This is a genomic window from Paracoccus spongiarum (assembly GCF_030732095.1).
GTDB lineage: Bacteria > Pseudomonadota > Alphaproteobacteria > Rhodobacterales > Rhodobacteraceae > Paracoccus > Paracoccus spongiarum.
The window spans coordinates 286,642-312,075 of the sequence record NZ_JAVAMQ010000004.1 but is presented as its reverse complement, the minus strand read 5'-3'; the positions used below and the strand labels follow the sequence as shown (position 1 = coordinate 312,075).

The 25,434-nt window shown below is 68.0% G+C and carries 26 protein-coding genes and 1 tRNA gene; 14 read left to right on the top strand and 13 right to left on the bottom strand.

Annotated elements, in window-relative coordinates:
• Positions 1 to 8: 8 nt before the first annotated feature.
• The 7 genes from Q5Y72_RS06840 to betC all read left to right on the top strand — a co-directional run bounded on the left by Q5Y72_RS06840 (position 9) and on the right by betC (position 6,096).
• Complete coding sequence (locus tag Q5Y72_RS06840) at positions 9 to 209, top strand: twin transmembrane helix small protein (RefSeq protein WP_305962638.1); 201 nt, start codon at positions 9 to 11, stop codon at positions 207 to 209.
• The gene (locus Q5Y72_RS06835; protein ID WP_305962637.1) at positions 209 to 781 is read left to right on the top strand and encodes a cob(I)yrinic acid a,c-diamide adenosyltransferase; all 573 of its coding nucleotides are present in this window, start codon (positions 209 to 211) and stop codon (positions 779 to 781) included. Before Q5Y72_RS06840 ends, Q5Y72_RS06835 begins: the two co-directional genes overlap by 1 nt.
• A gap of 126 nt (positions 782 to 907) precedes the next feature.
• A complete protein-coding gene (locus Q5Y72_RS06830) occupies positions 908 to 1,666 on the top strand; it encodes an electron transfer flavoprotein subunit beta/FixA family protein (RefSeq protein ID WP_305962664.1) in 759 nt (252 codons plus the stop codon).
• Positions 1,666 to 2,592: an electron transfer flavoprotein subunit alpha/FixB family protein gene (locus tag Q5Y72_RS06825; RefSeq protein WP_305962636.1), complete on the top strand. Its 927-nt coding sequence runs from the start codon at positions 1,666 to 1,668 to the stop codon at positions 2,590 to 2,592. Before Q5Y72_RS06830 ends, Q5Y72_RS06825 begins: the two co-directional genes overlap by 1 nt.
• Positions 2,593 to 2,702: 110 nt before the next feature.
• Positions 2,703 to 3,578, top strand: coding sequence for a 3-hydroxybutyryl-CoA dehydrogenase (locus tag Q5Y72_RS06820; RefSeq protein WP_305962635.1), 876 nt, complete (start codon positions 2,703 to 2,705; stop codon positions 3,576 to 3,578).
• Positions 3,579 to 3,659: 81 nt separating this feature from the next.
• On the top strand, positions 3,660 to 4,598 hold the full coding sequence (gene choX, locus Q5Y72_RS06815) for a choline ABC transporter substrate-binding protein (protein ID WP_371930781.1): 939 nt from the start codon (positions 3,660 to 3,662) through the stop codon (positions 4,596 to 4,598).
• A 4-nt stretch (positions 4,599 to 4,602) separates the two neighbouring features.
• Positions 4,603 to 6,096: a choline-sulfatase gene (betC, locus tag Q5Y72_RS06810; protein ID WP_305962634.1), complete on the top strand. Its 1,494-nt coding sequence runs from the start codon at positions 4,603 to 4,605 to the stop codon at positions 6,094 to 6,096.
• 45 nt (positions 6,097 to 6,141) lie between these two features.
• Here betC and Q5Y72_RS06805 read toward each other — a convergent pair whose 3' ends face one another.
• From Q5Y72_RS06805 to Q5Y72_RS06780, 6 genes are all read right to left on the bottom strand, one after another.
• On the bottom strand, positions 6,142 to 6,525 hold the full coding sequence (locus Q5Y72_RS06805; protein ID WP_305962662.1) for a DUF2852 domain-containing protein: 384 nt from the start codon (positions 6,523 to 6,525) through the stop codon (positions 6,142 to 6,144).
• Positions 6,526 to 6,629: 104 nt separating this feature from the next.
• Complete coding sequence (locus Q5Y72_RS06800; RefSeq protein ID WP_305962633.1) at positions 6,630 to 7,244, bottom strand: TetR/AcrR family transcriptional regulator; 615 nt, start codon at positions 7,242 to 7,244, stop codon at positions 6,630 to 6,632.
• 9 nt (positions 7,245 to 7,253) lie between these two features.
• On the bottom strand, positions 7,254 to 7,532 hold the full coding sequence (locus Q5Y72_RS06795) for an HPr family phosphocarrier protein (RefSeq protein WP_305962632.1): 279 nt from the start codon (positions 7,530 to 7,532) through the stop codon (positions 7,254 to 7,256).
• Positions 7,529 to 7,951, bottom strand: a complete 423-nt coding sequence (locus Q5Y72_RS06790; protein WP_305962631.1) for a PTS sugar transporter subunit IIA — start codon at positions 7,949 to 7,951, stop codon at positions 7,529 to 7,531. Before Q5Y72_RS06790 ends, Q5Y72_RS06795 begins: the two co-directional genes overlap by 4 nt.
• Positions 7,948 to 8,964: an RNase adapter RapZ gene (gene rapZ, locus Q5Y72_RS06785; protein ID WP_305962630.1), complete on the bottom strand. Its 1,017-nt coding sequence runs from the start codon at positions 8,962 to 8,964 to the stop codon at positions 7,948 to 7,950. The genes Q5Y72_RS06790 and rapZ overlap by 4 nt, the downstream gene beginning before the upstream one ends.
• Positions 8,965 to 8,999: 35 nt before the next feature.
• Entirely contained in the window at positions 9,000 to 9,413 is a 414-nt protein-coding gene (locus tag Q5Y72_RS06780; RefSeq protein ID WP_305962629.1) for an HPr kinase/phosphorylase, read from the bottom strand.
• 206 nt (positions 9,414 to 9,619) lie between these two features.
• On the opposite strand from Q5Y72_RS06780, the gene Q5Y72_RS06775 reads away from it, so the two are divergent.
• Entirely contained in the window at positions 9,620 to 11,215 is a 1,596-nt protein-coding gene (locus Q5Y72_RS06775) for a phosphoenolpyruvate carboxykinase (protein ID WP_305962628.1), read from the top strand.
• 233 nt (positions 11,216 to 11,448) lie between these two features.
• Positions 11,449 to 11,832, top strand: coding sequence for a nuclear transport factor 2 family protein (locus Q5Y72_RS06770; protein WP_305962627.1), 384 nt, complete (start codon positions 11,449 to 11,451; stop codon positions 11,830 to 11,832).
• A gap of 132 nt (positions 11,833 to 11,964) precedes the next feature.
• On the opposite strand, the gene Q5Y72_RS06765 is transcribed toward Q5Y72_RS06770, so the two are convergent.
• From Q5Y72_RS06765 to Q5Y72_RS06745, 5 genes are all read right to left on the bottom strand, one after another.
• Positions 11,965 to 13,956 (bottom strand): PhoX family protein, encoded by a 1,992-nt coding sequence (locus Q5Y72_RS06765; RefSeq protein ID WP_305962626.1) that lies wholly within the window; start codon positions 13,954 to 13,956, stop codon positions 11,965 to 11,967.
• Positions 13,957 to 14,123: 167 nt separating this feature from the next.
• The gene (gene argF / locus Q5Y72_RS06760; protein WP_305962661.1) at positions 14,124 to 15,050 is read right to left on the bottom strand and encodes an ornithine carbamoyltransferase; all 927 of its coding nucleotides are present in this window, start codon (positions 15,048 to 15,050) and stop codon (positions 14,124 to 14,126) included.
• A gap of 121 nt (positions 15,051 to 15,171) precedes the next feature.
• A complete protein-coding gene (locus tag Q5Y72_RS06755) occupies positions 15,172 to 15,648 on the bottom strand; it encodes a GNAT family N-acetyltransferase (RefSeq protein WP_305962625.1) in 477 nt (158 codons plus the stop codon).
• Positions 15,641 to 16,813 (bottom strand): aspartate aminotransferase family protein, encoded by a 1,173-nt coding sequence (locus tag Q5Y72_RS06750; RefSeq protein WP_305962624.1) that lies wholly within the window; start codon positions 16,811 to 16,813, stop codon positions 15,641 to 15,643. Before Q5Y72_RS06750 ends, Q5Y72_RS06755 begins: the two co-directional genes overlap by 8 nt.
• 148 nt (positions 16,814 to 16,961) lie before the next feature.
• Positions 16,962 to 17,780: an ABC transporter permease gene (locus Q5Y72_RS06745; protein ID WP_305962623.1), complete on the bottom strand. Its 819-nt coding sequence runs from the start codon at positions 17,778 to 17,780 to the stop codon at positions 16,962 to 16,964.
• 119 nt (positions 17,781 to 17,899) lie between these two features.
• Between Q5Y72_RS06745 and Q5Y72_RS06740 the strand changes: the two genes are divergently transcribed.
• Positions 17,900 to 18,514, top strand: a complete 615-nt coding sequence (locus tag Q5Y72_RS06740) for a GcrA family cell cycle regulator (protein ID WP_305962622.1) — start codon at positions 17,900 to 17,902, stop codon at positions 18,512 to 18,514.
• Positions 18,515 to 18,566: 52 nt separating this feature from the next.
• On the opposite strand, the gene nudC is transcribed toward Q5Y72_RS06740, so the two are convergent.
• Positions 18,567 to 19,526, bottom strand: coding sequence for an NAD(+) diphosphatase (nudC, locus tag Q5Y72_RS06735; RefSeq protein ID WP_305962621.1), 960 nt, complete (start codon positions 19,524 to 19,526; stop codon positions 18,567 to 18,569).
• Between the two features lie 132 nt (positions 19,527 to 19,658).
• Here nudC and metG point away from each other — a divergent pair, with 132 nt between their 5' ends.
• The 3 genes from metG to rocF all read left to right on the top strand — a co-directional run bounded on the left by metG (position 19,659) and on the right by rocF (position 23,131).
• Positions 19,659 to 21,377 carry a methionine--tRNA ligase gene (gene metG / locus Q5Y72_RS06730; RefSeq protein ID WP_305962620.1) on the top strand — a complete coding sequence of 573 codons (1,719 nt, stop codon included), beginning with the start codon at positions 19,659 to 19,661 and terminating at the stop codon, positions 21,375 to 21,377.
• A gap of 354 nt (positions 21,378 to 21,731) precedes the next feature.
• Positions 21,732 to 22,214, top strand: a complete 483-nt coding sequence (locus Q5Y72_RS06725; protein WP_305962619.1) for a hypothetical protein — start codon at positions 21,732 to 21,734, stop codon at positions 22,212 to 22,214.
• Positions 22,211 to 23,131 carry an arginase gene (rocF, locus tag Q5Y72_RS06720; RefSeq protein WP_305962618.1) on the top strand — a complete coding sequence of 307 codons (921 nt, stop codon included), beginning with the start codon at positions 22,211 to 22,213 and terminating at the stop codon, positions 23,129 to 23,131. Before Q5Y72_RS06725 ends, rocF begins: the two co-directional genes overlap by 4 nt.
• Positions 23,132 to 23,176: 45 nt before the next feature.
• Here rocF and Q5Y72_RS06715 read toward each other — a convergent pair whose 3' ends face one another.
• Positions 23,177 to 25,201: a catalase gene (locus tag Q5Y72_RS06715; protein ID WP_305962617.1), complete on the bottom strand. Its 2,025-nt coding sequence runs from the start codon at positions 25,199 to 25,201 to the stop codon at positions 23,177 to 23,179.
• A gap of 119 nt (positions 25,202 to 25,320) precedes the next feature.
• On the opposite strand from Q5Y72_RS06715, the gene Q5Y72_RS06710 reads away from it, so the two are divergent.
• Positions 25,321 to 25,405 (top strand) — tRNA-Leu (locus tag Q5Y72_RS06710).
• Positions 25,406 to 25,434: the final 29 nt, after the last annotated feature.

Here is a 25,434-nt window from a genome sequence, read left to right as displayed (position 1 = left end):
TGGTGCCCATGACCGACAAACCGCTGTTCTACGTCGTCGCGCTGGCCGTGCTGGTCGTGCTGGCGATCCTCGCGACCGGCATCGGCGGCTTCGCGCGCGGTGGCGAGTTCAACCGCAGGCACGGCAACCGCCTGATGCGCTGGCGGCTGATCGCGCAGGCGGTCGCCGTGGCGCTGATCCTGCTGTTCATCTGGCTGAGGGAAGGCTGATGGTCGTTCTGAACCGCATCTATACGCGCACCGGCGACAAGGGCGACACCGCGCTGTCGGATGGCAGCCGGGTGGCCAAGCACGACCCGCGCGTCGAGGCCTATGGCACCGTGGACGAACTGAACGCGACGCTGGGGCTGTGCCGGCTGCATGCGGCCGAGCAGATGGCGGCCCGGCTTGCGGTGATCCAGAACGACCTGTTCGACCTGGGCGCCGACCTTGCGCGGCCCGACATGGCCGCCGACGACCGCGCCGGCTATCCGGTGCTGCGGATCATCGACACGCAGGTGACGCGGCTGGAAACCGAGATCGACGAGATGAACGCCGACCTGCAGCCGCTGCGCAGCTTCATCCTGCCGGGCGGCACGGTGCTGGCCTCGCATCTGCACCTGTCGCGCACCGTCGCCCGTCGGGCCGAACGACGGGCCACCGAACTGGCGGCGGCGGCCGATGTGAACGGCGCCGCGATCCGCTATCTGAACCGGCTCAGCGACTGGCTTTTCGTCGCCGGCCGGCAGGCCAATGGCGGCGGAACCGAGGATGTGCTGTGGGTGCCGGGCGCCAGTCGCTGATCCCGCCGGATGTTAGCGCAGACGGCGCAAACGCGGCGTCGGACGACGCTTTTCCGCTGTATCTGACGAAAACCAGCCGCTAACAGTGTGGCCGACGATGACGACAAGCCCAAGGGAGAGGTGCCGATGAAGGTTCTCGTGCCGGTCAAGCGTGTGATCGACTACAACGTGAAGGCCCGTGTGAAGGCGGACGGATCGGGGGTCGATCTGGCCAATGTGAAGATGTCGATGAACCCCTTTGACGAGATCGCGGTGGAAGAGGCGATCCGGCTGAAGGAGAAGGGCGCGGCCTCGGAGGTCGTGGCGGTGTCGATCGGTGTCAAGCAGGCGGCCGAGACGCTGCGCACGGCGCTGGCGATGGGCGCCGACCGGGCGATCCTGGTGGTGGCCGCCGATGACCTGCATACCGACATCGAGCCTCTGGCGGTGGCCAAGATCCTGAAGGCCGTGGTCGAGGCGGAACAGCCCGGCCTGGTGATCGCCGGCAAGCAGGCGATCGACAACGACATGAACGCCACCGGCCAGATGCTGGCGGCGCTGCTGGGCTGGAGCCAGGCGGCCTTCGCCAGCAAGCTGGAGATCGACGGCGACGCCGCGCGCGTCACCCGCGAGGTCGATGGCGGGTTGCAGACCATCGAGGTGAAACTGCCCGCCATCGTGACCGCCGATCTGCGGCTGAACGAGCCGCGCTATGCCAGCCTGCCCAACATCATGAAGGCCAAGAAGAAGCCGCTGGATGAAAAGACCGCGGCCGATTACGGCGTCGACGTGACGCCGCGGCTGGAAATCATGTCGACCCGCGAGCCCGAGGGCCGCAGCGCCGGCATCAAGGTGGGCTCGGTCGACGAGCTGGTGGGCAAGCTGAAAGAAGCGGGGGTGATCTGATGGCTGTTCTTCTGCTGGGTGAAGTCACCAATGGCGCGCTGAACCGCGATGCGACCGGCAAGGCGGTCGCGGCGCTGAAGGGGCTGGGCGATGTGACGGTGCTGTGCGCGGGCGCCTCGGCGCAGGCCGCGGGCGAGGCGGCGGCCACCATCGAGGGCGTGGCCCGCGTGCTGGTCGCCGAAGACCCGCTTTACGGCCACCGCCTGGCCGAGCCGGCGGCGGCGCTGCTGGTCGGGCTGGCCGGCGATTACGACCACATCGCGGCGCCGGCCACCACCGATGCCAAGAACATCATGCCCCGCGTCGCGGCGCTGCTGGACGTGATGGTGATCCCGGACGTGTCGGCGGTGATCGACGCCTCGACCTTCGAGCGACCGATCTATGCCGGAAACGCCATCCAGACGGTGAAATCCTCGGACGCGAAGAAGGTGATGACGATCCGCGTTGCCAGCTTCGACGCGGCGGGCGAAGGCGGCCCGGCGCCGGTCGAGGCGATCGCGGCGGGCGACAATCCGGGCCTGTCGGCCTGGCTGAATGACGAGGTCGCGCAAAGCGACCGGCCGGAACTGACCTCGGCGGGCCGGGTCGTCTCGGGCGGCCGGGGCGTCGGCTCGAAAGAGCAGTTCGCGATCATCGAGGCCCTGGCCGACAAGCTGGGCGCCGCGGTCGGCGCCTCGCGCGCCGCGGTCGATTCGGGCTATGCGCCGAACGACTGGCAGGTCGGGCAGACCGGCAAGGTGGTGGCGCCCGAACTCTATGTCGCGATCGGCATCTCGGGCGCGATCCAGCACCTTGCCGGCATGAAGGACAGCAAGGTCATCGTCGCCATCAACAAGGACGAAGAGGCCCCGATCTTCCAGATCGCCGATTACGGTCTGGTCGGAGACCTGTTCACGACAGTCCCGGAACTGACCGAAAAGCTGTAGGGCCCTGCCCCGAGGCAGTCACCGACCGCCCCCGGAAGCGGGGGCGGTTTTGCATTGCAGCATGATCCGGCCCGCCCTATCGTCGCGCCGATCAGAAGCGAGGGGCGAAGATGGCGATTCAATCGGTTGGCGTGGTCGGCGCGGGACAGATGGGCAACGGCATCGCGCATGTCTTCGCCCTTGCCGGCTATGACGTGCTGATGACCGACATCAGCCAGGACGCGCTGGACAGGGCGCTGTCGCTGATCGACCGCAACATCGAACGGCAGGTCAGCCGCGGCAAGGTCTCGGCCGAGGACAAGGCGGCGGCGATGGCCCGCATCGCGACCACGCTGAAGCTGTCGGATCTGGGCCGCACCGACCTGGTGATCGAGGCCGCGACCGAGCGCGAGACCGTCAAGCAGGCAATCTTCGAGGACCTGCTGCCGCATCTGCGCCCGGACACGATCCTGACCTCGAACACCTCGTCGATCTCGATCACCCGGCTGGCCAGCCGCACCGACCGGCCCGAGAAGTTCATGGGGTTCCACTTCATGAACCCGGTCCCGGTGATGCAGCTGGTCGAGCTGATCCGCGGCATCGCCACCGACGAGGGCACCTACAAGGCCCTGCACGAGGTGGTCGAGAAGCTGGGCAAGACCGCCGCCAGCGCCGAGGATTTCCCCGCCTTCATCGTCAACCGCATCCTGATGCCGATGATCAACGAGGCGGTCTATACGCTGTATGAAGGCGTCGGCAACGTGAAGTCGATCGACGAATCGATGAAGCTGGGCGCGAACCACCCGATGGGGCCGCTGGAGCTGGCCGATTTCATCGGGCTGGACACATGCCTTGCGATCATGAACGTGCTGCATGACGGGCTGGCCGACACGAAATACCGTCCCTGCCCGCTGCTGACCAAATATGTCGAGGCCGGCTGGCTGGGCCGCAAGACCGGCCGCGGCTTCTATGATTATCGCGGCGAGACGCCAGTTCCGACACGCTGAATGTCGTTTCTGGACGCGCAGGACGCGGCTGGCTGACATTGACTGGCTGAACAATCAATAAACCGACAGGAAGGTATTGCCATGCTGACGATGAAACACGCGACCCTCGCCGTGCTGATGACCGCCGCGGCGGCGATGCCGACGCTGGCCGACGAGGCCGCGACCTGCGGCACCGTGCGCTATTCCGATCCGGGCTGGACCGACATCACCGCCACCAATGGCGTGGCCGCCGTCGTTCTGGAGGCGCTGGGCTATACCCCCGACATCGCGACGCTGTCGGTGCCGGTCGGCTACGAGGCGCTGAAGAACGGCCAGACCGACATGTTCCTGGGCAACTGGATGCCGGCGCAGCAGAAATTCCGCGACGACCTGGACGCCGCCGGCAGCATCGAGGTGCTGGTGCAGAACCTTGAAGGGGCCAAGTTCACCCTGGCGGTGAACAAGGCCGGCGCGGATGCGGGCGTCGCCGATTTCGCCGATCTCGACGCGCAGAAGGACGCCTTCGAGGGCAAGATCTATGGCATCGAGCCGGGCGCCCCGGCGAACCAGTCGATCCAGGCGATGATCGACGCCGACGAATTCGGGCTGGGCGACTGGGAGCTGGTGGAAAGCGGCGAACAGGCGATGCTGGCGCAGGTCACCCGCAACAGCGGCACCCCGACGGTCTTCCTGGCCTGGGCGCCGCATCCGATGAACGAGGCGATCGAGATCACCTATCTGTCGGGCGGCGACGCGCAGTTCGGCCCCGACTACGGCGGCGCGACCGTGCATACGCTGGCCCGCAAGGACTGGGTCGCCGCCTGCCCCAACGCCGCCAGGCTGCTGAGCCAGATGGTCTTCGACGTGCCGATGGAAAACGTGCTGATGGGCAAGATCCTCGACGAGGGGATGGATGCCCGCGAGGCCGCGAAGGGCTGGCTGGCGGCCAATCCCGACACCGCCGCGGCCTGGCTGGACGGCGTGACGACGCTGGACGGCCAGCCGGGTCTGGATGCGGTAAAGGCCGCCGTCGAGGGCTGATCGCTTGCAGCCCAACATCCTGATCCTGATGGCGGATCAGCTGTCGGGGGTGCTGTTCCCCGACGGCCCCGCCGATTTCCTGCACGCGCCGAACCTGCGGCGGCTGGCCGACCGCTCGACCCGCTTTGCCAATGCCTATACCGGCAGCCCGCTTTGCGCGCCCGGACGGGCCAGCTTCATGTCGGGCCAGCTGCCCCGCCGCACGCGGGTCTATGACAATGCGGCCGAATTCTGCTCCGACATCCCGACCTATGCCCACCACCTGCGCCGCGCGGGCTATCAGACCTGCCTGTCGGGCAAGATGCATTTCGTCGGCCCCGACCAGATGCACGGCTTCGAGCAGCGGCTGACCACCGACATCTATCCCGCCGATTTCGGCTGGACGCCCGATTACCGCAAGCCGGGCGAGCGTATCGACTGGTGGTATCACAATCTCGGCTCGGTGACCGGCGCGGGCGTGGCCGAGATCACCAACCAGCTGGAATATGACGACGAGGTGGCCTTCAACGCCTGTCGCAAGCTGTATGATCTGGCGCGCGGCGGCGATGCGCGGCCCTGGTGCCTGACCGTCAGCTTCACCCATCCGCATGACCCCTTCGTGGCGCGACGCGAATACTGGGATCTCTATGCGGACGCGCCCGAACGGGCCGCGCCTGCGCCGATCCCCTACGCCGATCAGGACCCGCACTCGCAGCGGCTGATGGATGCCTGCGACTGGCAGGCCTTCGACATCACCGAAGATCACGTCCGCCGCGCCCGTCAGGGCTATTTCGCCAATATCAGCTATGTCGACGACAAGATCGGCGAGATCCTCGACGTTCTGGACCGCACCGGGCAGCAGGCGATCATCCTGTTCCTGTCGGACCACGGCGAGATGCTGGGCGAACGCGGGTTGTGGTTCAAGATGAGCTTCCTCGAAGGCTCGGCGCGGGTGCCGCTGATGATCGCGGCGCCGGGGATGGAACCGGGCTGCGTGGAAACCCCGGTCAGCACCATCGACGTGCTGCCGACCCTGTGCGATCTGGCGGGCCTGTCGATGGACGAGGTGGCGCCCTGGACCGATGGCCAGTCGCTGGTGGATCGCGGCGCGGCGCGCGGACCGGTCGCGATGGAATATGCCGCCGAGGGCAGCATCGCGCCGATGGTCGCGCTGCGCGACGGGCGCTGGAAATACATCGCCTGCGCCGCCGATCCCGAGATGCTGTTCGATCTCGAGTCTGACCCCGGCGAACGCCGCAACCTGGCCACCGATCCTGCCGAATTCGCGGTGCTGTCGCGGATGCGCGCCATGGCGCGGACCCGTTGGGATCTTGACGCCTACGACGCCGAGGTGCGCCAGTCGCAGGCCCGGCGCTGGGTCGTCTACGAGGCGCTGCGCAATGGCAGCTATTACCCCTGGGACTACCAGCCGCTGATGAAGGCCTCGGAACGCTACATGCGCAACCACATGGACCTGAACGTGCTGGAGGACCGCCAGCGGTTCCCGCGCGGCGACTAGGTTGCGGGCGGGGCCGGTCTGCCGGCCCCGCCCGTCATCGCCCGGTCATTGTGCCGGCTTGTCTTCGCGCTGCTGCATGAACTGGTCGAACTCGGCCTTGTCCTTGGCCTCGCGCAGCTTCTTCAGGAACTCCACGAATTCGCGGTGCTCGTCCTCGAGCCGTTTCAGCGTCTCGTCGCGATAGGCGTCGAAGGCCGAGTTGCCGGTCGAGGCGGCGCGATAGCGGGGCGCATGGCTGCGCGTGCTGCATCCGAACATGCGTTTGCTCCAGATCATGTAGCCGAGGATGGCGAGGCCAACCGGCCAGAAGGCGACGAAGCCCAGGATCATGGCGACGATCCAGCCGGGCCGGCCGCGTTCGTCAAGCCAGTCACGGGCGCGGCCCAAGGGGCCGGGACCGCGCGACGGGGCCAGCGGATAGGCGGCCATGGTGTGCGATGCGCTGTGCATCAGGTGATCCCTCCATGTTAATGTTAATCACATTTACATAGATGGAGGCCCGCCACGCATCTTCAAGGCCCTCCGGCGAAGAATCAGTCGGCGATCATGCCCAGACCACGCAGATAGATGATCACGCCGCTTTCAAGCATCTCGGCCGGTTCGACCGAACTGCGCCCGCCGGGCTTGCCGCGCGAGAACAGTTCGACCACGCCGTGGCTCATGGCCCAGACATGGTTGGCCACCATCCGCGCGGGCGGGCGCTGCGCGGCGGGCAGGCGTTCGGCGAGAGCGGCCGAGGCGGCCAGCAGCATCCCCTGCGCGCGTTCCGAGGCCTGCGCAAGGTCGGCATTGCCGGCGATGGAGAGGCCGGATTCGAACATCGCCATGTAATAGCCCGGCCGGGCGCGCGCGAAATCCAGATAGGCCTGGCCCATTCGCAGGAAAGCGGTCAGGGGCCGGGGCCGGCCCTGGTCGAACGCCGCCTCGAGCCGGCCGGCGAATTCCAGGAAGCCCTGCCGGGCGACCTCCTCGATCAGATCCTCGCGGCCCTTGAAATGCCGGTAGGGTGCCGCCGGGGACACCCCCGCGCGGCGGGCGGCCTCGGTCAGGGTGAAGGCCTGCGGGCCGGTCTCCTCGATCAGCGCGGCGGTCGCCTCGACCAGCGCCTGGCGCAGATTGCCGTGATGATAGGATTTCCGCTCGACCACATCGGCGCCCTACATGCCCTCGCCGAAATAGTCCGAGACCAGCGCCTCCAGCGCGTCGGCAAGCTGCGAGGCGTCGGGGCCGCTGGTGGTCACGCGGATGACCGAGCCGCGGGGCGCGGTGAGCATCAGCAGCCCCATGATCGAATCGCCAGACACGCTCAGACCGTCCTTCTCGACGATCGCCTGGGCGTCATGGCGTTCGACCAGATCGACGAATTTTGCGCTGGCCCGGGCGTGCAGCCCCTTGATGTTGATGATTGGCAGATCGCGCGTGACCTTGCCGCTCATGTGGCCGGGGTTCCCGCGTCCAGCACGGCGTCCAGCGGCACATTGTAGGAATTGATGTATTTGCGCCCGGCCTCCTTGGCGAAGGCGACAGCATCGGCCACCGGCAGGTGGCGCGACTTTGCCAGCTTGACCAGCATCGGCAGATTGGCGCCATAGAGGATCGCCCGGTCGCGAAAGGCGCAGGCAGGCAGCGACAGATTCGAGGGCGATCCGCCGAACAAGTCGGTCACCACCACGACCCCCTCGCCGCGATCGACCGAATTGGCGGCCAGTTGGATCTCGGCGGTCTTCATGGCGCGGTCGTGATCGTCCTCGATCGCCACGGCGGCGATTCCGGCCTGCGGGCCGACGACATGCTCGACGGCGGAAAGATATTCCCGCGCCAGCCCGCCATGCGCTACGATGACAATTCCGATCAACGCGTTTCACCAAGTCCTGGCGTCGCCAGCCCGGCCGCATCCCGTGGCGCCGACAGGGCCGCCGCGGCTTCGCCCGCCCGGCCCTCGCCCGAAGATGACGGCACCGGCACGCGGCGCTCGAGTTCCCTGTGCCTTATTGACACCGGCCATCCGGCCTCTGCAAGCGCAACTGCCATCTTCTCCACCAAAGTGACTGACCTGTGTTGCCCTCCGGTACAGCCGAACCCGACGGCAAGATGGGTCTTTCCCTCGTCGAGATGGGCCGGCAGCAGGAACAGGATCAGGTCGCGGATGCGGTCGAAGAACTCGGCATAGCGCGGATCGGCGCAGACATAGTCCTGCACCGCGCGGTCGCGCCCGGTCAGCTGGCGCAGCCCGGTATCCCAATGCGGATTGGCCAGGCACCGGCAGTCGAACATCAGGTCCACGCCGCGCGGCACCCCGCGCTTGTAGCTGAACGAGTGCAGCGACAGGCTGAGGCGGTCATCCTGGCGGATGGCGAACCAATGCGTCAGTTCGGCCTTCAGGTCATGCGGGGACAGATCGGTGGTGTCGACCAGCACATCCGCCCGAACCCGGATCGGGGCCAGCAGGTCGATCTCGGCCGTCACGCCCGACAGCGGCGAGGAGTCGGGCGACAGCGGATGGCGGCGCCGCGTCTCGTTGTAGCGGCGCACCAGCATGTCGGCATTGCAGTCGAGAAACAGGACCTCGGGCGAGAAATGCGGGCTGCGCGTCAGCCGGTCGATCAGTTCGATCACGTTCGAAGCCGAAAAGTCGCGGTTGCGGACATCGAGGCCCAGGGCCAGCGGCACCGGCCGCGCCGGCCCGTCCAGCAGCCGCGGGATGAGCGACAGCGGCAGGTTGTCGATCGCCTCGAAGCCCAGATCCTCGAGCACGTTGATCGCGGTGGACCGCCCGGCACCCGAGGGTCCGGTCACCAGCACCAGCCGCTGCGGCCGCGGTTCGCGCGGCGTCATCGTTCCGTCATGTACCGCGGCGTCCTCCGCCATGCGATCGGGATCCTTCGTCGAAGCCAGGGGCGCCGTCATGCGATGCGCCCCGCAAGCAGCATCTGCCGCAGTGCAGCGTAAAGATGCGGGTGATACGGGCCGAAGACAAGTGGCAGGCGGATGCCCAAAAGGTCATGTTCTCGCGAGGCGGGCAAGCGCCGATCCTCGGCTTGGGCCAGATCGACGACCAGGTGCAGCGCCACCGGGCCATGATCCCGCGCGGCAAGGATGCCCACACCGCGCGCCTCGATCCGCCCGCGCAGCGAGGGGGGGCAACTGGCGATGACGCTGTCGCCGTCGCGCCGCAGGTCGACCCGGTCATCGGCGACCAGCGCAGCTCCGGTCGCCATCAGGTCCAGCGCGAGGCTGGACTTGCCGCTGCCCGAAGCGCCGAGCGCCAGCAGACCCCGCCCGTCCAGCGCCACAACCGTGCCATGAAGCTGCGTCATGCGAATCACCTCCGCCCCCGATCATCGCCGGATATGGTTAATATGTGCCCCTCGCGCGTCCCGAATCAGTCCCGTTGGCGATAACATTTTGTGGTGGCGCTAACCGTTTGCGCTCGCGTGTTTTTTCGATGACGCGCCATGCTATAGCCGCCGCATACTGCGTCATGGAACTGTCGCAGCGGTCAAATGAGTAGGAGCGTTCCCACATGACATCCCGTGTAAACCCGAACTGCCGACTGGACGATCAGGGAATCGAGGGCCTCGGCCGGGTTTATTACAACCTGCTCGAACCCGCGCTGATGACCGAGGCGGTCGCCCGCGGCGAAGGCCGGCTGGGTCAGGGCGGTACCTTCCTCGTCTCGACCGGCGCGCATACCGGCCGCTCGCCCAAGGACAAGTTCGTGGTGCGCACGCCGTCCGTCGAACACAGCATCTGGTGGGACAACAACGCGCCGATGGCGCCCGACGCCTTCGACCGGCTGCATGGCGACATGCTGGCGCACATGAGGGGCCGCGACTACTTCGTGCAGGACCTGTTCGCCGGGGCCGATCCGGCAAGCCGGCTGGACGTGCGCGTGGTCACCGAACTGGCCTGGCACGGGCTGTTCATCCGCCACCTGCTGCGCCGTCCCGAGGCGCAGGAGCTGGAAGGCTTCACCCCTGAATTCACCATCATCAACTGCCCCGGTTTCAAGGCCGATCCGGCCCGCCACGGCTGCCGCAGCCAGACCGTGATCGCGCTGAACTTCGAGCGGAAGATGATCCTGATCGGCGGCACCGCCTATGCCGGCGAAAACAAGAAATCGGTGTTCACCCTGCTGAACTACCTGCTGCCCGAACGCGGCATCATGCCCATGCATTGCAGCGCCAATCACGCGCTTGGCGATCCCGACGACAGCGCGATCTTCTTCGGCCTGTCGGGCACCGGCAAGACCACCCTGTCCGCCGATCCGTCGCGCGTGCTGATCGGCGACGACGAGCATGGCTGGTCCGACAAGGGCATCTTCAACTTCGAGGGCGGCTGCTACGCCAAGACGATCAACCTCAGCCCCAAGGCCGAGCCCGAGATCTACGCCACCACCTCGCGTTTCGGGACCGTGGTCGAGAACATGGTCTATGACCCCGAGACGCTGGAACTGGACTTCCAGGACAACTCGATCACCGACAACACCCGTTGCGCCTATCCGCTGGACGCGATCTCGAACGCCTCGCCGACCAGCCTGGGCGGCCATCCGCGCAACGTCATCATGCTGACCTGCGACGCCTATGGCGTGCTGCCGCCGATCGCGCGGCTGACCCCGGCGCAGGCCATGTATCACTTCCTGTCGGGCTTCACCGCCAAGACGCCGGGAACCGAGGTTGGCGTGGTCGAGCCGATCCCGACCTTCTCGACCTGCTTCGGTGCGCCCTTCATGCCGCGCCGCCCCGAGGTCTATGGGAAGCTCTTGGCCGACAAGATCGCCCGTCACGGCGCAAGCTGCTGGCTGGTCAATACCGGCTGGACCGGCGGCGCCTTCGGAACCGGATCGCGGATGCCGATCGCGGCGACCCGCGCGCTGCTGACCGCCGCGCTGGATGGCAGCCTGAACCAGGTCGAGTTCCGCAAGGACGCCAATTTCGGCTTCGAGGTGCCCGTCTCGGTTCCCGGCGTCCCCGAGGTGCTGCTTGACCCGCGCCAGACCTGGGCCGACCCCGCCGCCTATGACCGCCAGGCGGCCCGGCTGGTGCAGATGTTCAGCGACAATTTCGCGCAGTATCTGGAAGCCATCGACGACGACGTGCGCGCCGCCGCGATCGGCTGATCGCGTCATCGAAAAGATCACGAAGGGGCGGCGCAGGCGCGTGGCCCCTTTTTTCAGGCCGGTCCGCGCCAGGCCGCGCTGGCCTTCAACCGGCCCTGGCGGTGACAGGCCCGGCGCGCGATCCCGGAAACGGGTGCCCTCCGCGTTGCGGCGCGTCCGCGGCCCGATCATCGCTTGCGACGGGCGATGCGCCCGGTCGCATGTCCCACCAACCCCATCGAGGCATCCGCGCCGTGACCACGCCGATCTGCCATGACGACCACCAGGCTATCCGGTTGGTCATTCAGGATTACTTCGAGGGCGTGTCATCGGCCGACCGGGCGCCGCTCGACCGCGCATGGGACGCCGGTTCGGGCCACTGGAAGGGTGTCGTCACCGACCCGGGCAGGGTCGAAACGGTCAAGGTCGAGCCGATTGCAGATTCGATCCGGCGATGGGCGGCGGGGACACCCGGGACCTCGACCGGCAGGATCGTCGCACTGGAGGTGATCGACGGTCAGCTGGCGATCGTGAAATTCGAGCTGCAGCTGGGCGATGAACGGTTTCTGGACGTGCTGTCGCTCTACAAGGTGAACGGCACGTGGAAGCTCGTGAACAAGGTTTTCGTCAGGCGCTGAGACAGGGCATCGCGACCATGCCCGGTTTCCCCTCTGCCCTGGCGGACCGGATACAAACCCCGCGCCACCGCGCGGGGTTTTCGCATCGTGCAGGGCGGCCCGCGGCCGCACTTCCGCAAGGTCGCTTGCTGATCAGCCGATCCGGCCGCCGTCCTGCCGCGTGATCGCCACGACCGCCGGACGCACCGGCATCGAGTCGTCGAAATCCGGCCAGCGGGTCGACAGATCCTCGTAATAGGACGGCCGGCCATGGCCATCCCAGTCCTCGCCGCCATCGGCCGGATGCTGGACCGCGACGAAGAAGGTCGTCATGTCCGCGGTCATGAACGGGCCGCAGAGTTCCGCGCCGACCGGAACGCGATAGAACAGCCGCGAGGTGCCGCGCGCCGCGCCATCGGTATCCATCGCCCACAGCCCGTCGGTCCGGCCCGTCTTGCCGGGCGCGTTGCCGTCGGTCGCCACCCACAGCCGCCCATCGGCGTCGATCGCGCAGTTGTCGGGCATCCCGAACCAGCCATTCTCGGTCGTCGCGGTCGAGAAGGTCGCCCCGACCTCGGCGATGGCGGGATCGCCACATTTCACGAGGATCTCCCAGGTTCCGGTGGTGGCGGCCAGGTCGCCGCCCGCCTCCTGGATCTCGATCACATGGCCGAAGGCGTTCTCGACGCGCGGATTGGCGGCGTTGGCCTCCTCGCGCTTGGTATTGTTGGTCAGCATCACATAGACCCGGCCATTGGCGGGGTTCGGCTCGACATCCTCGGGACGGTCCATCGGCGTGGCCTCCAGCAGGTCGGCGGCGCGGCGGGCCTCGATCACCACATCGGCCTGGCTCTCGAAGCCGTTCTCGGCCGTCAGCGGGCCTTCGCCATGGACCAGCGGCAGCCAGGTCATGCTGCCATCCTCGTCAAAGCGGGCCACATACAGCGTGCCCTCGTCCAGAAGGTCCATGTTGGCGGCGCGGTCGTCGGGATTGTAGGTGCCGGCGGTCACGAACTTGTAGACATATTCGAACCGCTCGTCGTCGCCCATGTAGAAGACCACGCGGCCATCGGCCGCCAGCGCGCTTTCCGCGCCCTCATGCTTGAACCGGCCAAGCGCGGTACGCTTTTTCGGCACCGAATTGGGATCGAGCGGATCGACCTCGACCATCCAGCCATGCCGGTTGGCTTCGTTCGGGTCCTTCGACAGGTCGAAGCGGTCGTGGAACCTGCCCCATTCGTAGTTCTCGCCGGGCAGGCCCAGGCGTTCGTAGTTCGCCGCCTCGGGGTGGTCGGCGGGCAGCGCGCCGATGAAATAGCCGTGGAAATTCTCTTCGCCCATGATCCAGGTGCCCCAGGGCGTGATGCCGCCGGCGCAGTCGTTGATCGTGCCGAGAACCTTCGTGCCCGTGGCGTCGGCCACACTCTGCATCCGCGCATGGCCCGCGGCGGGGCCGGCGATGGCCATTTCGGTCTTGGCGGTGATGCGGCGGTTCATCGCGCCCTCGGGCACAACCTGCCACTTGCCATCGGTCTTGCGGATCTCGATGACGGTGCCGCCATGCGCGGCCATCTCGATGTTGACGCGTTCCTCGGTCGCCGCGGCCACCGTGATCTCGTCGCCATTGACGGTGACGATGCCGGGGAACATCAGGTGTTCGTTGGTGTATTCGTGGTTCACCACGAGAAGGCCGTGATCGGCGGCGCCCTCCAGCGGGATGAAGCCGACATAATCGTTGTTGTAGCCGAACTGGCGTTCCTGCGCGGCCTCGGACTGGTTCAGCGGGTCGAAATCGGGCGAATCCGCGAAGATCTTGTCGCCCCACCGGATCAGCACATCGGCGTCATAGCCTTCGGCGACATGATGATCGGCATCGACGCCGGCGGCGACTTCGGCGAAGTCGAACACCGACCCCTCGACCTTGCCCTGCGCATGGGCGTCGCCCGCCGACAGCAGCGCGATGGGGCTGACCGTGGCTGAAATGGCGACCGAGGCCATCGAGCCGCGCAGGAAGCCACGGCGCGAGAACCGCGCGGCGATGATCTCGCCCATCGTCGTGTTGCGGGTCGGGTTCAGGGCGGGGCCGTCGGCCTGTTCCAGCTGGCTGGTGCGGAACACATGGCGGGGGGGCTGCTGATCGTTCATGGCGCTCTCCTGGCTGACGCTTGGAGGCCCGCGAGCGGGCGGGCCGGCTGGCCCCCGATTAGGCGCGCGATGTGACAGTCAGGCGACAGAAGCGCAAAGCTTTGCTGACGCCGGCCTGTGCCCATGCGCCGCAGGCCGGGTCCGCCGACCTGTCGCTGGCGAAGCGGTCAGACGCCGAGGCACCAGCGCATCACGGCCTTCTGGGCGTGCAGGCGGTTCTCGGCCTCGTCCCAGATTACCGAATGGGGGCCGTCCATCACCGCGCTGGTCACCTCGTCCTCGCGATGGGCGGGCAGGCAGTGCATGAACAGCGCATCGGGCCGGGCGCGGGCCATCAGCGCCTCGTTGACCTGATAGCCGCGCAGCTGGTTGTGGCGACGCTCCTTGGCCGATTGCGGGTCATGCATGCTGACCCAGGTATCGGCAAAGACCAGGTCCGCGCCCTCGACCGCGCGCGCCGGATCGCGTTCGATGGTGACCCCGACGCCCTGAGCGCGGGCGAAATCCAGCGCCTCGCGTTCCGGGTCCAGCGGCGGCGGGCCGGTGAAGGTGAAGTCGAAGCCGAACTGCCCGGCGGCGTGGATGACGCTGGCGCAGACATTGTTGCCATCGCCAACCCAGACGACCTTCCGGCCCCGGATCGGGCCGCGATGTTCCTCGAAGGTCATCACATCGGCCATGATCTGGCAGGGATGGCTGCGGTTGGTCAGCCCGTTGATGACCGGCACCTCGGCATATTCGGCCATTTCCTGCAGGGTCGCCTCTTCGAAGGTGCGGATCATGATGAGGTCGACATAGCGCGACAGCACGCGGGCGGTGTCGGCGATCGTCTCGCCATGACCCAGCTGCATCTCGGAGCCGGACAGCACCATTGTCTGCCCGCCCATCTGGCGCACACCCACGTCGAAGCTGACGCGGGTCCGGGTCGAGGGCTTCTCGAAGATCAGCGCGACCATGCGGCCAGCCAGCGGCAACTCGTCGTCGGGCGTGCCCCTGGGGCGGTTGTTGCGGGCCCTTTTCATCGCCTGCGCCTGGTCGATGATCGACCGCAGATCGTCCTTGGCGGTGGAGTGGATGTCGAGAAAATGCGTCATCTGCGTGTCTTTCGGCGATTTCATGCAGCAAGCCCGCTTGCGGCGGGCGGGTCAAGGGGGCGCTGCCCCCGGCGCGCGTTCCGCGCGCCTCCCCCGGGGTATTTCGGCACAGGAGAGGCCATCATCGGTGCCGCGTCATGACCCGGACGGGCTGGCCCTCGCTGTCGATGCGGATGGCGTCACCGGAAAAGCCCGCCTTTTCATAGGCGCGAATCGCGCGCAGGTTGGCGGGCGCCGGATCGATCGCCAGAAGCGGCGCCTGGTCGAGCAGCAGATCGCCCAGCGCGCGCAGCCATGCGCCGCCCTGTCCGAGGCCAAGCGGCGCGGCGAAGAGGTCGATGGCAACAGCGTCGGGCGCGAGATCGGCGAAATGCGGGGCCGGCCAGTGACGGGCCGGGTAGTATTGCGCGTAGCCTACAGGCGTGCCGCCCAGACTGGCGATCACCTGGCGCATCACCGGGTTGGCCATGTCCTCGGCCACCAGCGCGATCTGCCGGTCCGGCCCCGGCCACCATGCCGCCACCACCGGGTCGCGCAGCCAGTCCGCCAGCATCGGCAGATCGGCCCGCGTCACCGGCCTGAAGCGGTAGTCAGGCATCGAGGCTGTCGGCGGCGCGGTCCAGCCGCGCGACCGCCTCGGCGATCTCGTCCTCGGTGATGTTCAGCGGCGGCAGCAGCCGCAGCGTGTTGTCGGCGGCCGGCACGGTCAGGAGATGCTGCCCATAGCTGGCCTTGACGAGGTCGGCAGGGGCCGCCCTGCATTTCAGCCCCAGCATCAGCCCCTGCCCGCGCACCCCCTCGAAGACCTGCGGGTGGGCGGCGACCAGACCCTCCAGCTTCTGGCGGAACAGCGCGGCCTTGCGGTTCACCTCGGCCAGGAAATTCCCGTCGGCGACGATCTGCATGACCTTCGCGCCGACCGCGCAGGCCAGCGGATTGCCGCCATAGGTCGAGCCATGCGTGCCGGCGACCATGCCGGCCGCCGCGGCCTCGGTCGCCAGCACCGCGCCCAGGGGAAAGCCGCCGCCGATGCCCTTGGCGACCATCATGATGTCGGGCGTGATGCCGGCATATTCATGCGCGAACAGACGCCCCGTCCGACCCATGCCGCATTGCACCTCGTCCAGCACCAGGAGCGCGCCGGTCGCCTCGCAGAGCGCCCGGATCCGGCGCAGGTCGTCATCGGCAATGGGGCGGATGCCGCCCTCGCCCTGCACCGGCTCGATCATCACGGCGGCGGTGGCGGGGCCGATGGCGGCTTCCAGCGCGGCCATGTCGCCCCAGGGCAGTTGCCGGAAGCCGGGCATCAGCGGACCGAAGCCCTTGACCATCTTCTCGGACCCCGCCGCCGCGATGGCGCCGGTCGAGCGGCCGTGGAAGGCGCCCTCGAAGGTCAGGATCTCGATCCGATCGGGCCGGCCGACGTGATCCCAGTACTTGCGGACCATCTTGATCGCCAGTTCGGCCGCCTCGGTGCCGGAATTGGTGAAGAACACCGTGTCGGCGAAGGTCGCCTCGACCAGCAGATCTGCCAGCTTTTCCTGTTCGGGGATCTGGTAGAGGTTGGAGACATGCCAGATGCGCCCCGCCTGTTCGGTCAGCGCGGCCACCAGATCGGGATTGGCATGGCCCAGCACATTGACCGCGATGCCGGCCCCCAGGTCGAGATAGCGCGTCCCGTCGGTTGCGATGGCCCAGGCGCCCTCGCCACGCTCGAAGGCAAGGGGGGCACGGTTGTAGGTCGGCAGGACATGCGAAATCATGGCGGATTCCCCGAAGGTCAGGACAGATTGTCGTGGAAGGCAGACAGGCAGGATCGGACGGCGACCAAGGGTCAGCGTCGGAAGCGTTCGGCAAGGGCGGTCCATGCGGTCATGTCCCGCCCATAGCGCGGATCGCCCCGCCGCGCAATCAGGGTTTCATCCGGTAGCCCGATTTGAGCCAGCGCCAGCCGAGATACAGCACCGCCGCCGTGACCAGCGCGCAGACCACCAGCCCGCGCAGCGGCGGGGCGTCGCTGACCCCGGTGACGCCGAAGCGGGCGCCGTCGATCAGGTAGAAGATCGGGTTCCAGTGCGACAGGGTGCGGAACGGCTCGGGCAGGTTCTGGACCGAGTAGAAGGTGCCCGACAGGAAGGACAGCGGGGTGATGACGAAATTGGTGATCACCGCCATCTGGTCGAATTTCTGCGCCCGGATGCCGGCAAGGATGCCGAGGCCGCCCAGCAGCAGCGCGGCCAGCAGCACGAAGGCCAGCGCCCAGGCCGGATGCGCGATCGGGGCACCCGTGACCAGGACCATGCCGGTGCCGATGACCACCGCGACCAGCCCCGCCCGCACGACCGAGCCGCAGAGATAGCCCGTCAGCAATTCGCCCGCCGACAGCGGCGGCATCAGCGTGTCGACGATGTTGCCCTGCACCTTGGCTGCGGTGATCGAGCTTGAGGTGTTGGCGAAGGCGTTCTGGATCACCGTCATCATCAGGATGCCGGGGCCGAGGAATTCGAGATAGGGCAGCCCCATGATCTGGCCGCGCCCCTGCCCCAGCGCCATCGCGAACACCATCACGAACAGTGCCGCCGTGACCAGCGGCGCGAACACCGTCTGCTGCCAGACGGCCATGAAGCGCATCACCTCGCGCCGGGCCAGCGTCGCCAGCCCCAGCCAGTTCACACGGCCAAAGCGGCGTGTCCCCATCGCGGGGCGGTCCTGTGTGATCGGTCGGTCCATGTCGGGCAGTCCTTGAATTCCGGGCCTTCGGGGGCTAGATCTCGTCATCCCGTTTCTGGCGGGGGCGATCACGGGTTTCAAGATGGGGCGGCGCTGCGGGTCCGCCCGGAAAGGCAATCATGTCCTGGACGGATGAGCGTGTCGAGACGCTGAAGCGCATGTGGAGCGAGGGTCAGTCGGCCAGCGCCATTGCGAAGGAACTGGGCGGCGTGACCCGCAACGCCGTCATCGGCAAGGTGCATCGCCTCGGCCTGTCCAACCGCGGCGACGAGGCCGAGGCGGCGGCGCCCGAGCCGGCCGCCGAGAAGCGGGCCGAGCGCAAGCCCGCGCCCGCGCGTGCCGAGCCGGCGGCCGAGCCCGCCCCGGCAGCCGCAGCGGCGACCGACGAGGCCGAGGCCGCCGAGGCCGCCGAGGCCGAGCCGGCGGCGCAGCCCGTCTTCACGCCGGTGCCGCGCCGGCCGATCGTGCCCGCCGGACAACCCCTGCCGCCGCAACCCTCGGCCAACGAGATCAGCCCCGAGGCGCTGGCCTCGGTCCGCGAGGTCGAGAAGAAGGCCCGCAAGCTGACCCTGATGGAGTTGACCGAACGGACCTGCAAATGGCCGATCGGCGACCCCGCCACAGACAGGTTCTGGTTCTGCGGCCTGCCCAGCCAGGCCGGCAAGCCCTATTGCGAGGCGCATGTCGGCGTGGCCTTCCAGCCGATGAGTTCGCGGCGCGACCGCCGCCGCTGACGCCCGGGCAGCGGCGGGCGGCGCAGCGCATGCCCGCGCGCCGATGCCGGTCTCAGCCCCCCAGCTGGCCCGTGACCCAGGCGCGCAGCATCACCTGCGCCACCGCGCCCTTGCGGGCGGGCGCGATGCCGTCGTGGCGGCCCTCGAGGGCCTCGGCGATCTCGGCCTTGCTGGCCCAGAGGGCGTGTTGCAATTCGGTCGGGTCGATGCGGATATCGGTGCCCAGCGCTTCGGCGACGCAGCCGATCATCAGCGAGGCCGGGAAAGGCCAGGGCTGCGAGGTGACATAGCGCACCGCGCCGATCTCGATCCCGGCCTCTTCGGCGACCTCGCGGCGCACCGCCTCCTCGACGGTCTCGCCCGGCTCCATGAAGCCTGCCAGCAGGGAATACATCCGCTCGGGCCAGCTCGACTGGCGGCCCAGCAGCACCCGGTCGCCATCCAGCACCAGCATGATGACCACCGGATCGGTGCGGGGGAAATGCTGGCGGCCGCATCCGGGGCAGTCAAAGCGCCAGCCGCCGTGGACGACCCGGTTCCGGCCGCCGCAATTGGCGCAGAACCCGTGCGTCAGGCGCCATTCGAAGATGCCCTTCGCAGCCGCCGCGATGCCGGCGTCGCGGTGGTCGATCTCGGCCATGATGGCGCGAAGGTCGATGAATTTGCGCGTCTCGGACAGATCCAGCGTGCGGCTGTCGATGAAATCCGCGGGCCGTTCGTCGGGCGGCGCCAGATGCGACAGGTCGGCGGCGAAATGCAGCGTGCCGGCCTCGTCCAGCCCCATGAACAACACCGGCTCGGGACCGTCGGCGATCAGCGGATCGGTGGCTGGCAGCCATGCGAGGCGCGGGCCCCGCGCAGTCAGGTCGAGCAGCGGCTTGCCCTGCCAGAAGGGCAGCACCCGGCTGGCCGGGTCGGCAAGCCCGCGCACCAGCGCGGCGTCATCGCCGCGCAGCCGGTCGGCGCGGTCCAGAAAACTGCCTGCGAAGGTGACATCGGATTCGGGAATCATCTGCCGCAGGCTGCCCCGCCGCCGCGCTGCTGGCAAGACACCCTGCCGCACCCGTCGGCAAGGCGGCGGGCGCCACTTTCATTCAGCCCGCATCAAGGCTAGACACACGCGGATTCCAAAGGACGCATCCGCATGGCCCGCCATCTCATCACCTCTGCCCTGCCCTACATCAACGGCATCAAGCATCTGGGCAACCTTGTCGGCAGCCAGTTGCCCGCCGACCTCTATGCCCGCTACCTCCGGGCGCGCGGCCATGAGGTGATGTTCATCTGTGCCACCGACGAGCACGGCACGCCCGCCGAACTGGCGGCGGCCAGGACCGGCGAGCCGGTGGCCGATTACTGCCGCCGCATGCACGGCGTCCAGACCGGCCTGGCGCGGGGCTTCGGCCTCAGCTTCGACCATTACGGCCGGTCTTCCAGCGACCGCAACCGGCGCCTGACGCAGCATCTTGCAGGCCGGCTGGCAGACAACGGCTATATCCGCGAGGTCAGCGAGAAGCAGGTCTATTCCATCGATGACGGCCGCTTCCTTCCCGACCGCTATATCGAGGGCACCTGCCCCAATTGCGGCTATGACAAGGCCCGCGGCGACCAGTGCGAGAACTGCACCAAGCAGCTGGACCCGACCGACCTGATCGACCCTCGCAGCGCGATCAGCGGCAGCACCAACCTCGAGGTGCGCGAGACGAAGCACCTCTATCTGCGCCAGTCGGCGCTGAAGGATGACATTGCCGCATGGATCGACAGCAAGACCGACTGGCCGATCCTGACCACCTCGATCGCGCGCAAATGGCTGAATGACGGAGACGGGTTGCAGGATCGCGGCATCACCCGCGACCTGAGCTGGGGCATCCCGGTGCGGCGCGGCGATGCCGACTGGCCGGGGATGGAGGGCAAGGTCTTCTATGTCTGGTTCGACGCGCCCATCGAATACATTGCCGCCACCGCCGAATGGGCCGACGCCACCGGCAGGGCCGAGGCCGACTGGCGCCGCTGGTGGCGCACCGACGAGGGCGCGGGCGACGTGACCTACACCCAGTTCATGGGCAAGGACAACGTGCCCTTCCACACGCTCAGCTTCCCGGCGACGATGATCGGCTCGGGCGAGCCCTGGAAGATGGTCGACTACATCAAGTCGTTCAACTACCTGACCTATGATGGCGGCCAGTTCTCGACCTCGCAGGGGCGCGGCGTCTTCATGGACCACGCGCTGGAGATCCTGCCCGCCGACTACTGGCGCTGGTGGCTGCTGTCCCACGCCCCCGAATCGGGGGACAGCGAGTTCACCTGGGAGAATTTCCAGCAGTCGGTGAACAAGGACCTGGCCGATGTGCTGGGCAACTTCGTCAGCCGCATCACCAAGTTCTGCCGCGCCAAGTTCGGCGAGACGGTGCCCGCGGGCGGCGCCCCGGGCCCCGACGAACAGGCGCTGATCACGGCCCTGACCACGCGCATCCGCGCCTATGAGGGCTTCATGGAGGCGATGGAGGTGCGCAAGTCGGCGGCCGAGCTGCGCGCGATCTGGGTGCTGGGCAACGAATACCTGCAGGCCGCCGCGCCCTGGTCGACCTTCAAGACGGATCCCGAGCGGGCGGCCATGCAGGTTCGACTGGGGCTGAACCTGATCCGGCTTTATGCGGTGCTGTCGGCGCCCTTCATCCCCTTCGCCGCGCAGGCGATGCTGGCCGCGATGCAGACCGACGATGCCGGCTGGCCCGACGATCCCGCCGCCGCCCTCGAGACGCTGCCTGCGGGCCATCCCTTCAGCGTGCCCGACGTGCTGTTTGCCAAGATCACCGACGAGCAGCGCGCCGCGTGGGAAGACCGCTTCGGGGGCGTGCGCGCCTGACGCGGTCGCATCCGCGACAAGGCCGTTCGCGTCGCGGCGGACTATCGTGGCGGCCTCGTCAAGGCTGACGATCAGAGGCGGTGTCCCGGCCCGCATTCGCGTGCCCGATCTTCGCCCGATCATGTCCGGCTGCCGTGCACGGGGCAGGCGCGGCGCACGGGCGATCGTCTCGAAACCGCCCTGTCGCCAGGGGAAAACACCCGCCGCGAGGTGGCGGCGATCCGTCCGACACGGGGCGGGACGATCCGCGCGACCCTGTTCCGCACCGATTTCGGCAGCGGGACAGGCCGCGTGAGGACCGCCCGGACCATCGGCATCGGAAGGACGAGCCCGCCAGGCTTCGAACGCGACGATGTGGGCGAGGCGCGGCGTCGGGATGAGCAACTGACCGGCGATTGCGCGGCCTGCCCTGGACGCGTCCCGCGCCGCGCGGCCGGCCTCACGGCAGACACGGCGACGCCGCTCGCCGGGCAGGGGCTGTGGGATGCGCTGTCCTGTCACGGCAAGACGGCGGCCGCGGATGCGCGGATCGCGGCGACTGGCCCGCCCTCCGCCGTGGGCGGGTCGGGCTCCTTGATCGCCGTGAACGCGGCTTATCCGCGACGGGCGATCCGGGCGCCGACGACCGGATCGGCGATCCGCCTGGCGCTGACCGCGGCGGCCTGCACCCTTCCCGACCGCAACATCACCACCGCCGGCAGCCGCACCCCTGGGGGCGCGGCACCGTCAGTGGCGGGACCTGACCGGCAAGTTCCAAAGGCAAGCCCCGGCCGGTGGACTTTTGCCGGCCAGGCGGCTCTTATCCGGGGCATGACAACGACCGAGGCCCTGACATGACCCACTGCATCCTGCTTGGCGCACCCGTCGACGAGGGCCAGCGCCGCCCCGGCTGCCTGATGGGACCGGCCGCCTACCGGACCGCCGGGCTTGCGGCGACGCTGGCGGCGCTGGGCCACAGCGTCGAGGATCGTGGCGATGTCGCCCCCGATCCGATCGGCCAGCAGAGCTGCGCCAACCCCGCCGTGCACCACCTGCCCGAGACGCTGGCCTGGACCGGCGCGCTGCGCCGGGCGACGGCTGCGGCGCTGCCGCATGGCATGCCGATCATCATGGGCGGCGACCACTCGCTGGCCCTTGGCACGCTAGCGGGCGTCGCGGATCACGCCGCGCAGGCGGGCCGCGCGCAATTCGTGATCTGGCTGGACGCGCACAGCGATTTCCACACGGTCGCCTCGACCACCTCGGGCAACCTTCATGGCACCCCGATGGCCTATGCCAGCGGCTTGCCGGGCTTCGATCCGTTCCCGCCCTTTCCCGCACCGATCCCGGGCGAGAACATCTGCATGTTCGGCATCCGCAGCGTCGATCCGGCCGAACACGCCGCGATGCAGGACACCGAGATCACCGTGAACGACATGCGCGTGCTGGACGAGCAGGGCGTCGTCGCCCCGCTGCGCGGCTTTCTCGACCGGGTTCGCGCGGCCGACGGACTGCTGCATGTCAGCCTTGATGTCGACTTCCTCGACCCCTCGATCGCGCCGGCGGTGGGAACCACGGTCCCCGGCGGCACCACCTTCCGCGAGGCGCATCTGGTGATGGAACTGCTGCACGAATCCGGGCTGGTCACCTCGCTGGACCTGGTCGAGCTTAACCCCTTCCTGGACGAGCGGGGCCGGACGGCACGGCTGATGGTCGAGCTTGTCGGCAGCCTGATGGGCCGGAAGGTCTTCGACCGCCCGACTCGCAGCTTCTGAGACCGCGCCGTCGACCCGGCGCCCGCGACGGGCGCCGGACCGCCCTTACCAGACCTTGGCCTCGCGGTCGTGGAATCGCCGTGCCGCCGCCTTGGCAAAGGCGCCCGGATCGAGGCTGGTCACGCCCGCACCCTCCTCGACGCCCGCCGCATCCAGCAGCGGCTTGGCGCCGTCATCCGCGCCGATCGCCTTCAGATGCGCATAGGCGTCCGAGACGAAATCGACCGCAGGCTTGTATTTCGCAAGGCTGGCCGCATCGGCCTCGTCCAGCACCAGCGCCACCGCGTCCAGCACCACCGAGGGGGTGCCGGCCAGCTGCTCGTCGGCAAGACCGCGCGCCTTGGCGATCAGCACCGCCTTGCCGCCCTGCGCCTCGATCTCGGCGCGGATGGCCTCGGCCCTGTCGCGGTCGGAATTTTCCGCCACGAGGATGCCGACCTTGCGCCCGGCCAGCGTCGGCGTGGCCTGCTTCAGGATGGAGAGTGCGTCCGAAGGCTTCATGTCCAGCGGCGCGCGATGCGGCTTGGCGGGCTTGGGCAGATCCTCGGCAAGACCCTCGGCGACGGCCTCGGCCAGGTCCTCGTCGATGACCCGCAGATGCGACAGCATCCGGGAAACGACATGGCCCAGCCCCACCTTGGACAGTTCGAATACCAGCGCGTCGGCAATGTGGCCCTGCTCGGCCTCGGTCTGGCTGCGATAGAACAGCCGGGCCTGGCTGTAATGATCGCCGAACAGCTCGGGCCTGACGCGCAGCTTCTCGACCTCTCCGTCCGGCCGATCGACCATATTGCGATAGGTGGAGAAGCCCTTGTCGATGGCACGCGGCCCGGCCTCTTCGCCGGCCTCGTCCAGCGAATTCGGTTCGTAATTGGCGCGCCCTTTCGGCACCGCCATCTGCATCATGCCGTCGCGCTGGAAATTGTGCATCGGGCATTTCGGCGCATTGATCGGCAGCTGGTGGAAATTCGCCGTGCCAAGACGGGATTTCTGGGTGTCGAGATAGCTGAACAGCCGCCCCTGCAGCAAAGGATCCTCGGTGAAATCGATGCCCGGCACGATGTTCGACGGGCAGAAGGCCGCCTGTTCAGTCTCGGCGAAGAAATTGTCGGGGTTGCGGTCCAGCACCATGCGCCCGACGATCCGCACCGGCAGGTCTTCCTCGGGGATCAGCTTGGTCGCGTCAAGCACGTCATAGGGCTGACTGGCCGCCCACTCCGCATCGAAGGTCTGGATGCCCAGTTCCCATTCGGGATAGTCGCCGCCGTCGATCGCCTCGAACAGGTCGCGGCGGTGGAAATCGGGATCGGCGCCCGCGGTCTTGACCGCCTCGTTCCAGACCTGCGACTGCAGGCCCAGCCTGGGCTTCCAGTGGAACTTGACGAAGGTCGACTTGCCCTCGGCATTGACCAGCCGGAAGGTGTGGATGCCAAAGCCCTCGATCATCCGCAGGCTGCGCGGGATCGTGCGATCCGACATCGCCCACATGATCATGTGCATCGATTCGGGCATCAGCGAGATGAAGTCCCAGAAGGTGTCATGTGCGCTGGCCGCCTGCGGATAGCCGCGGTCGGCCTCCATCTTCACCGCATGGACGAGGTCGGGGAACTTCATCGCATCCTGGATGAAGAAGACCGGGATGTTGTTGCCGACCAGGTCGAAATTGCCTTCGGAGGTGTAGAACTTGACCGCGAAGCCGCGCACGTCGCGGGGCGTGTCGACGCTGCCCGCCCCGCCCGCCACGGTCGAGAAGCGGGTGAAGACAGGCGTCTTGCCCTTCTTCGACAGGAAGGCCGCGCGGGTCAGGTCGGGGATCGGATCCGTGCATTCGAAATAGCCGTGCGCGCCCGAGCCGCGCGCGTGGACGATCCGCTCGGGGATGCGTTCGTGATCGAAGTGGAAAATCTTTTCGCGCAGCACGAAATCTTCCAGAAGGGTCGGGCCGCGCGCGCCGGCGGTCAGGCTGTTCTGGTTGTCCGACAGTGGCAGGCCCTGATTGGTCGTCAGGGTTTCGCCGCCGCGCTGGTGCAATTCGCCGGCTTCGCCGCGCTTGTCGCTGGTCCCGGTCATGGGGTCCTCCGATCTGGCTGGATGAACGTCCCGGTCAACCCCGCCCTGCGCGCCAAGTTCCGCTTGATTAATCATAACCGCTTGGCTAGCGACGGCCTCGGCAGGCGGTTCCGCGGCCTGCGGGCGTGGTGGAACGGTAGACACAGGCGACTTAAAATCGCCAGGGCCTGGCCCGTGCGGGTTCGAGTCCCGCCGCCCGCACCACGCATGGCGGGGCGCGCCCACCTCCGGCG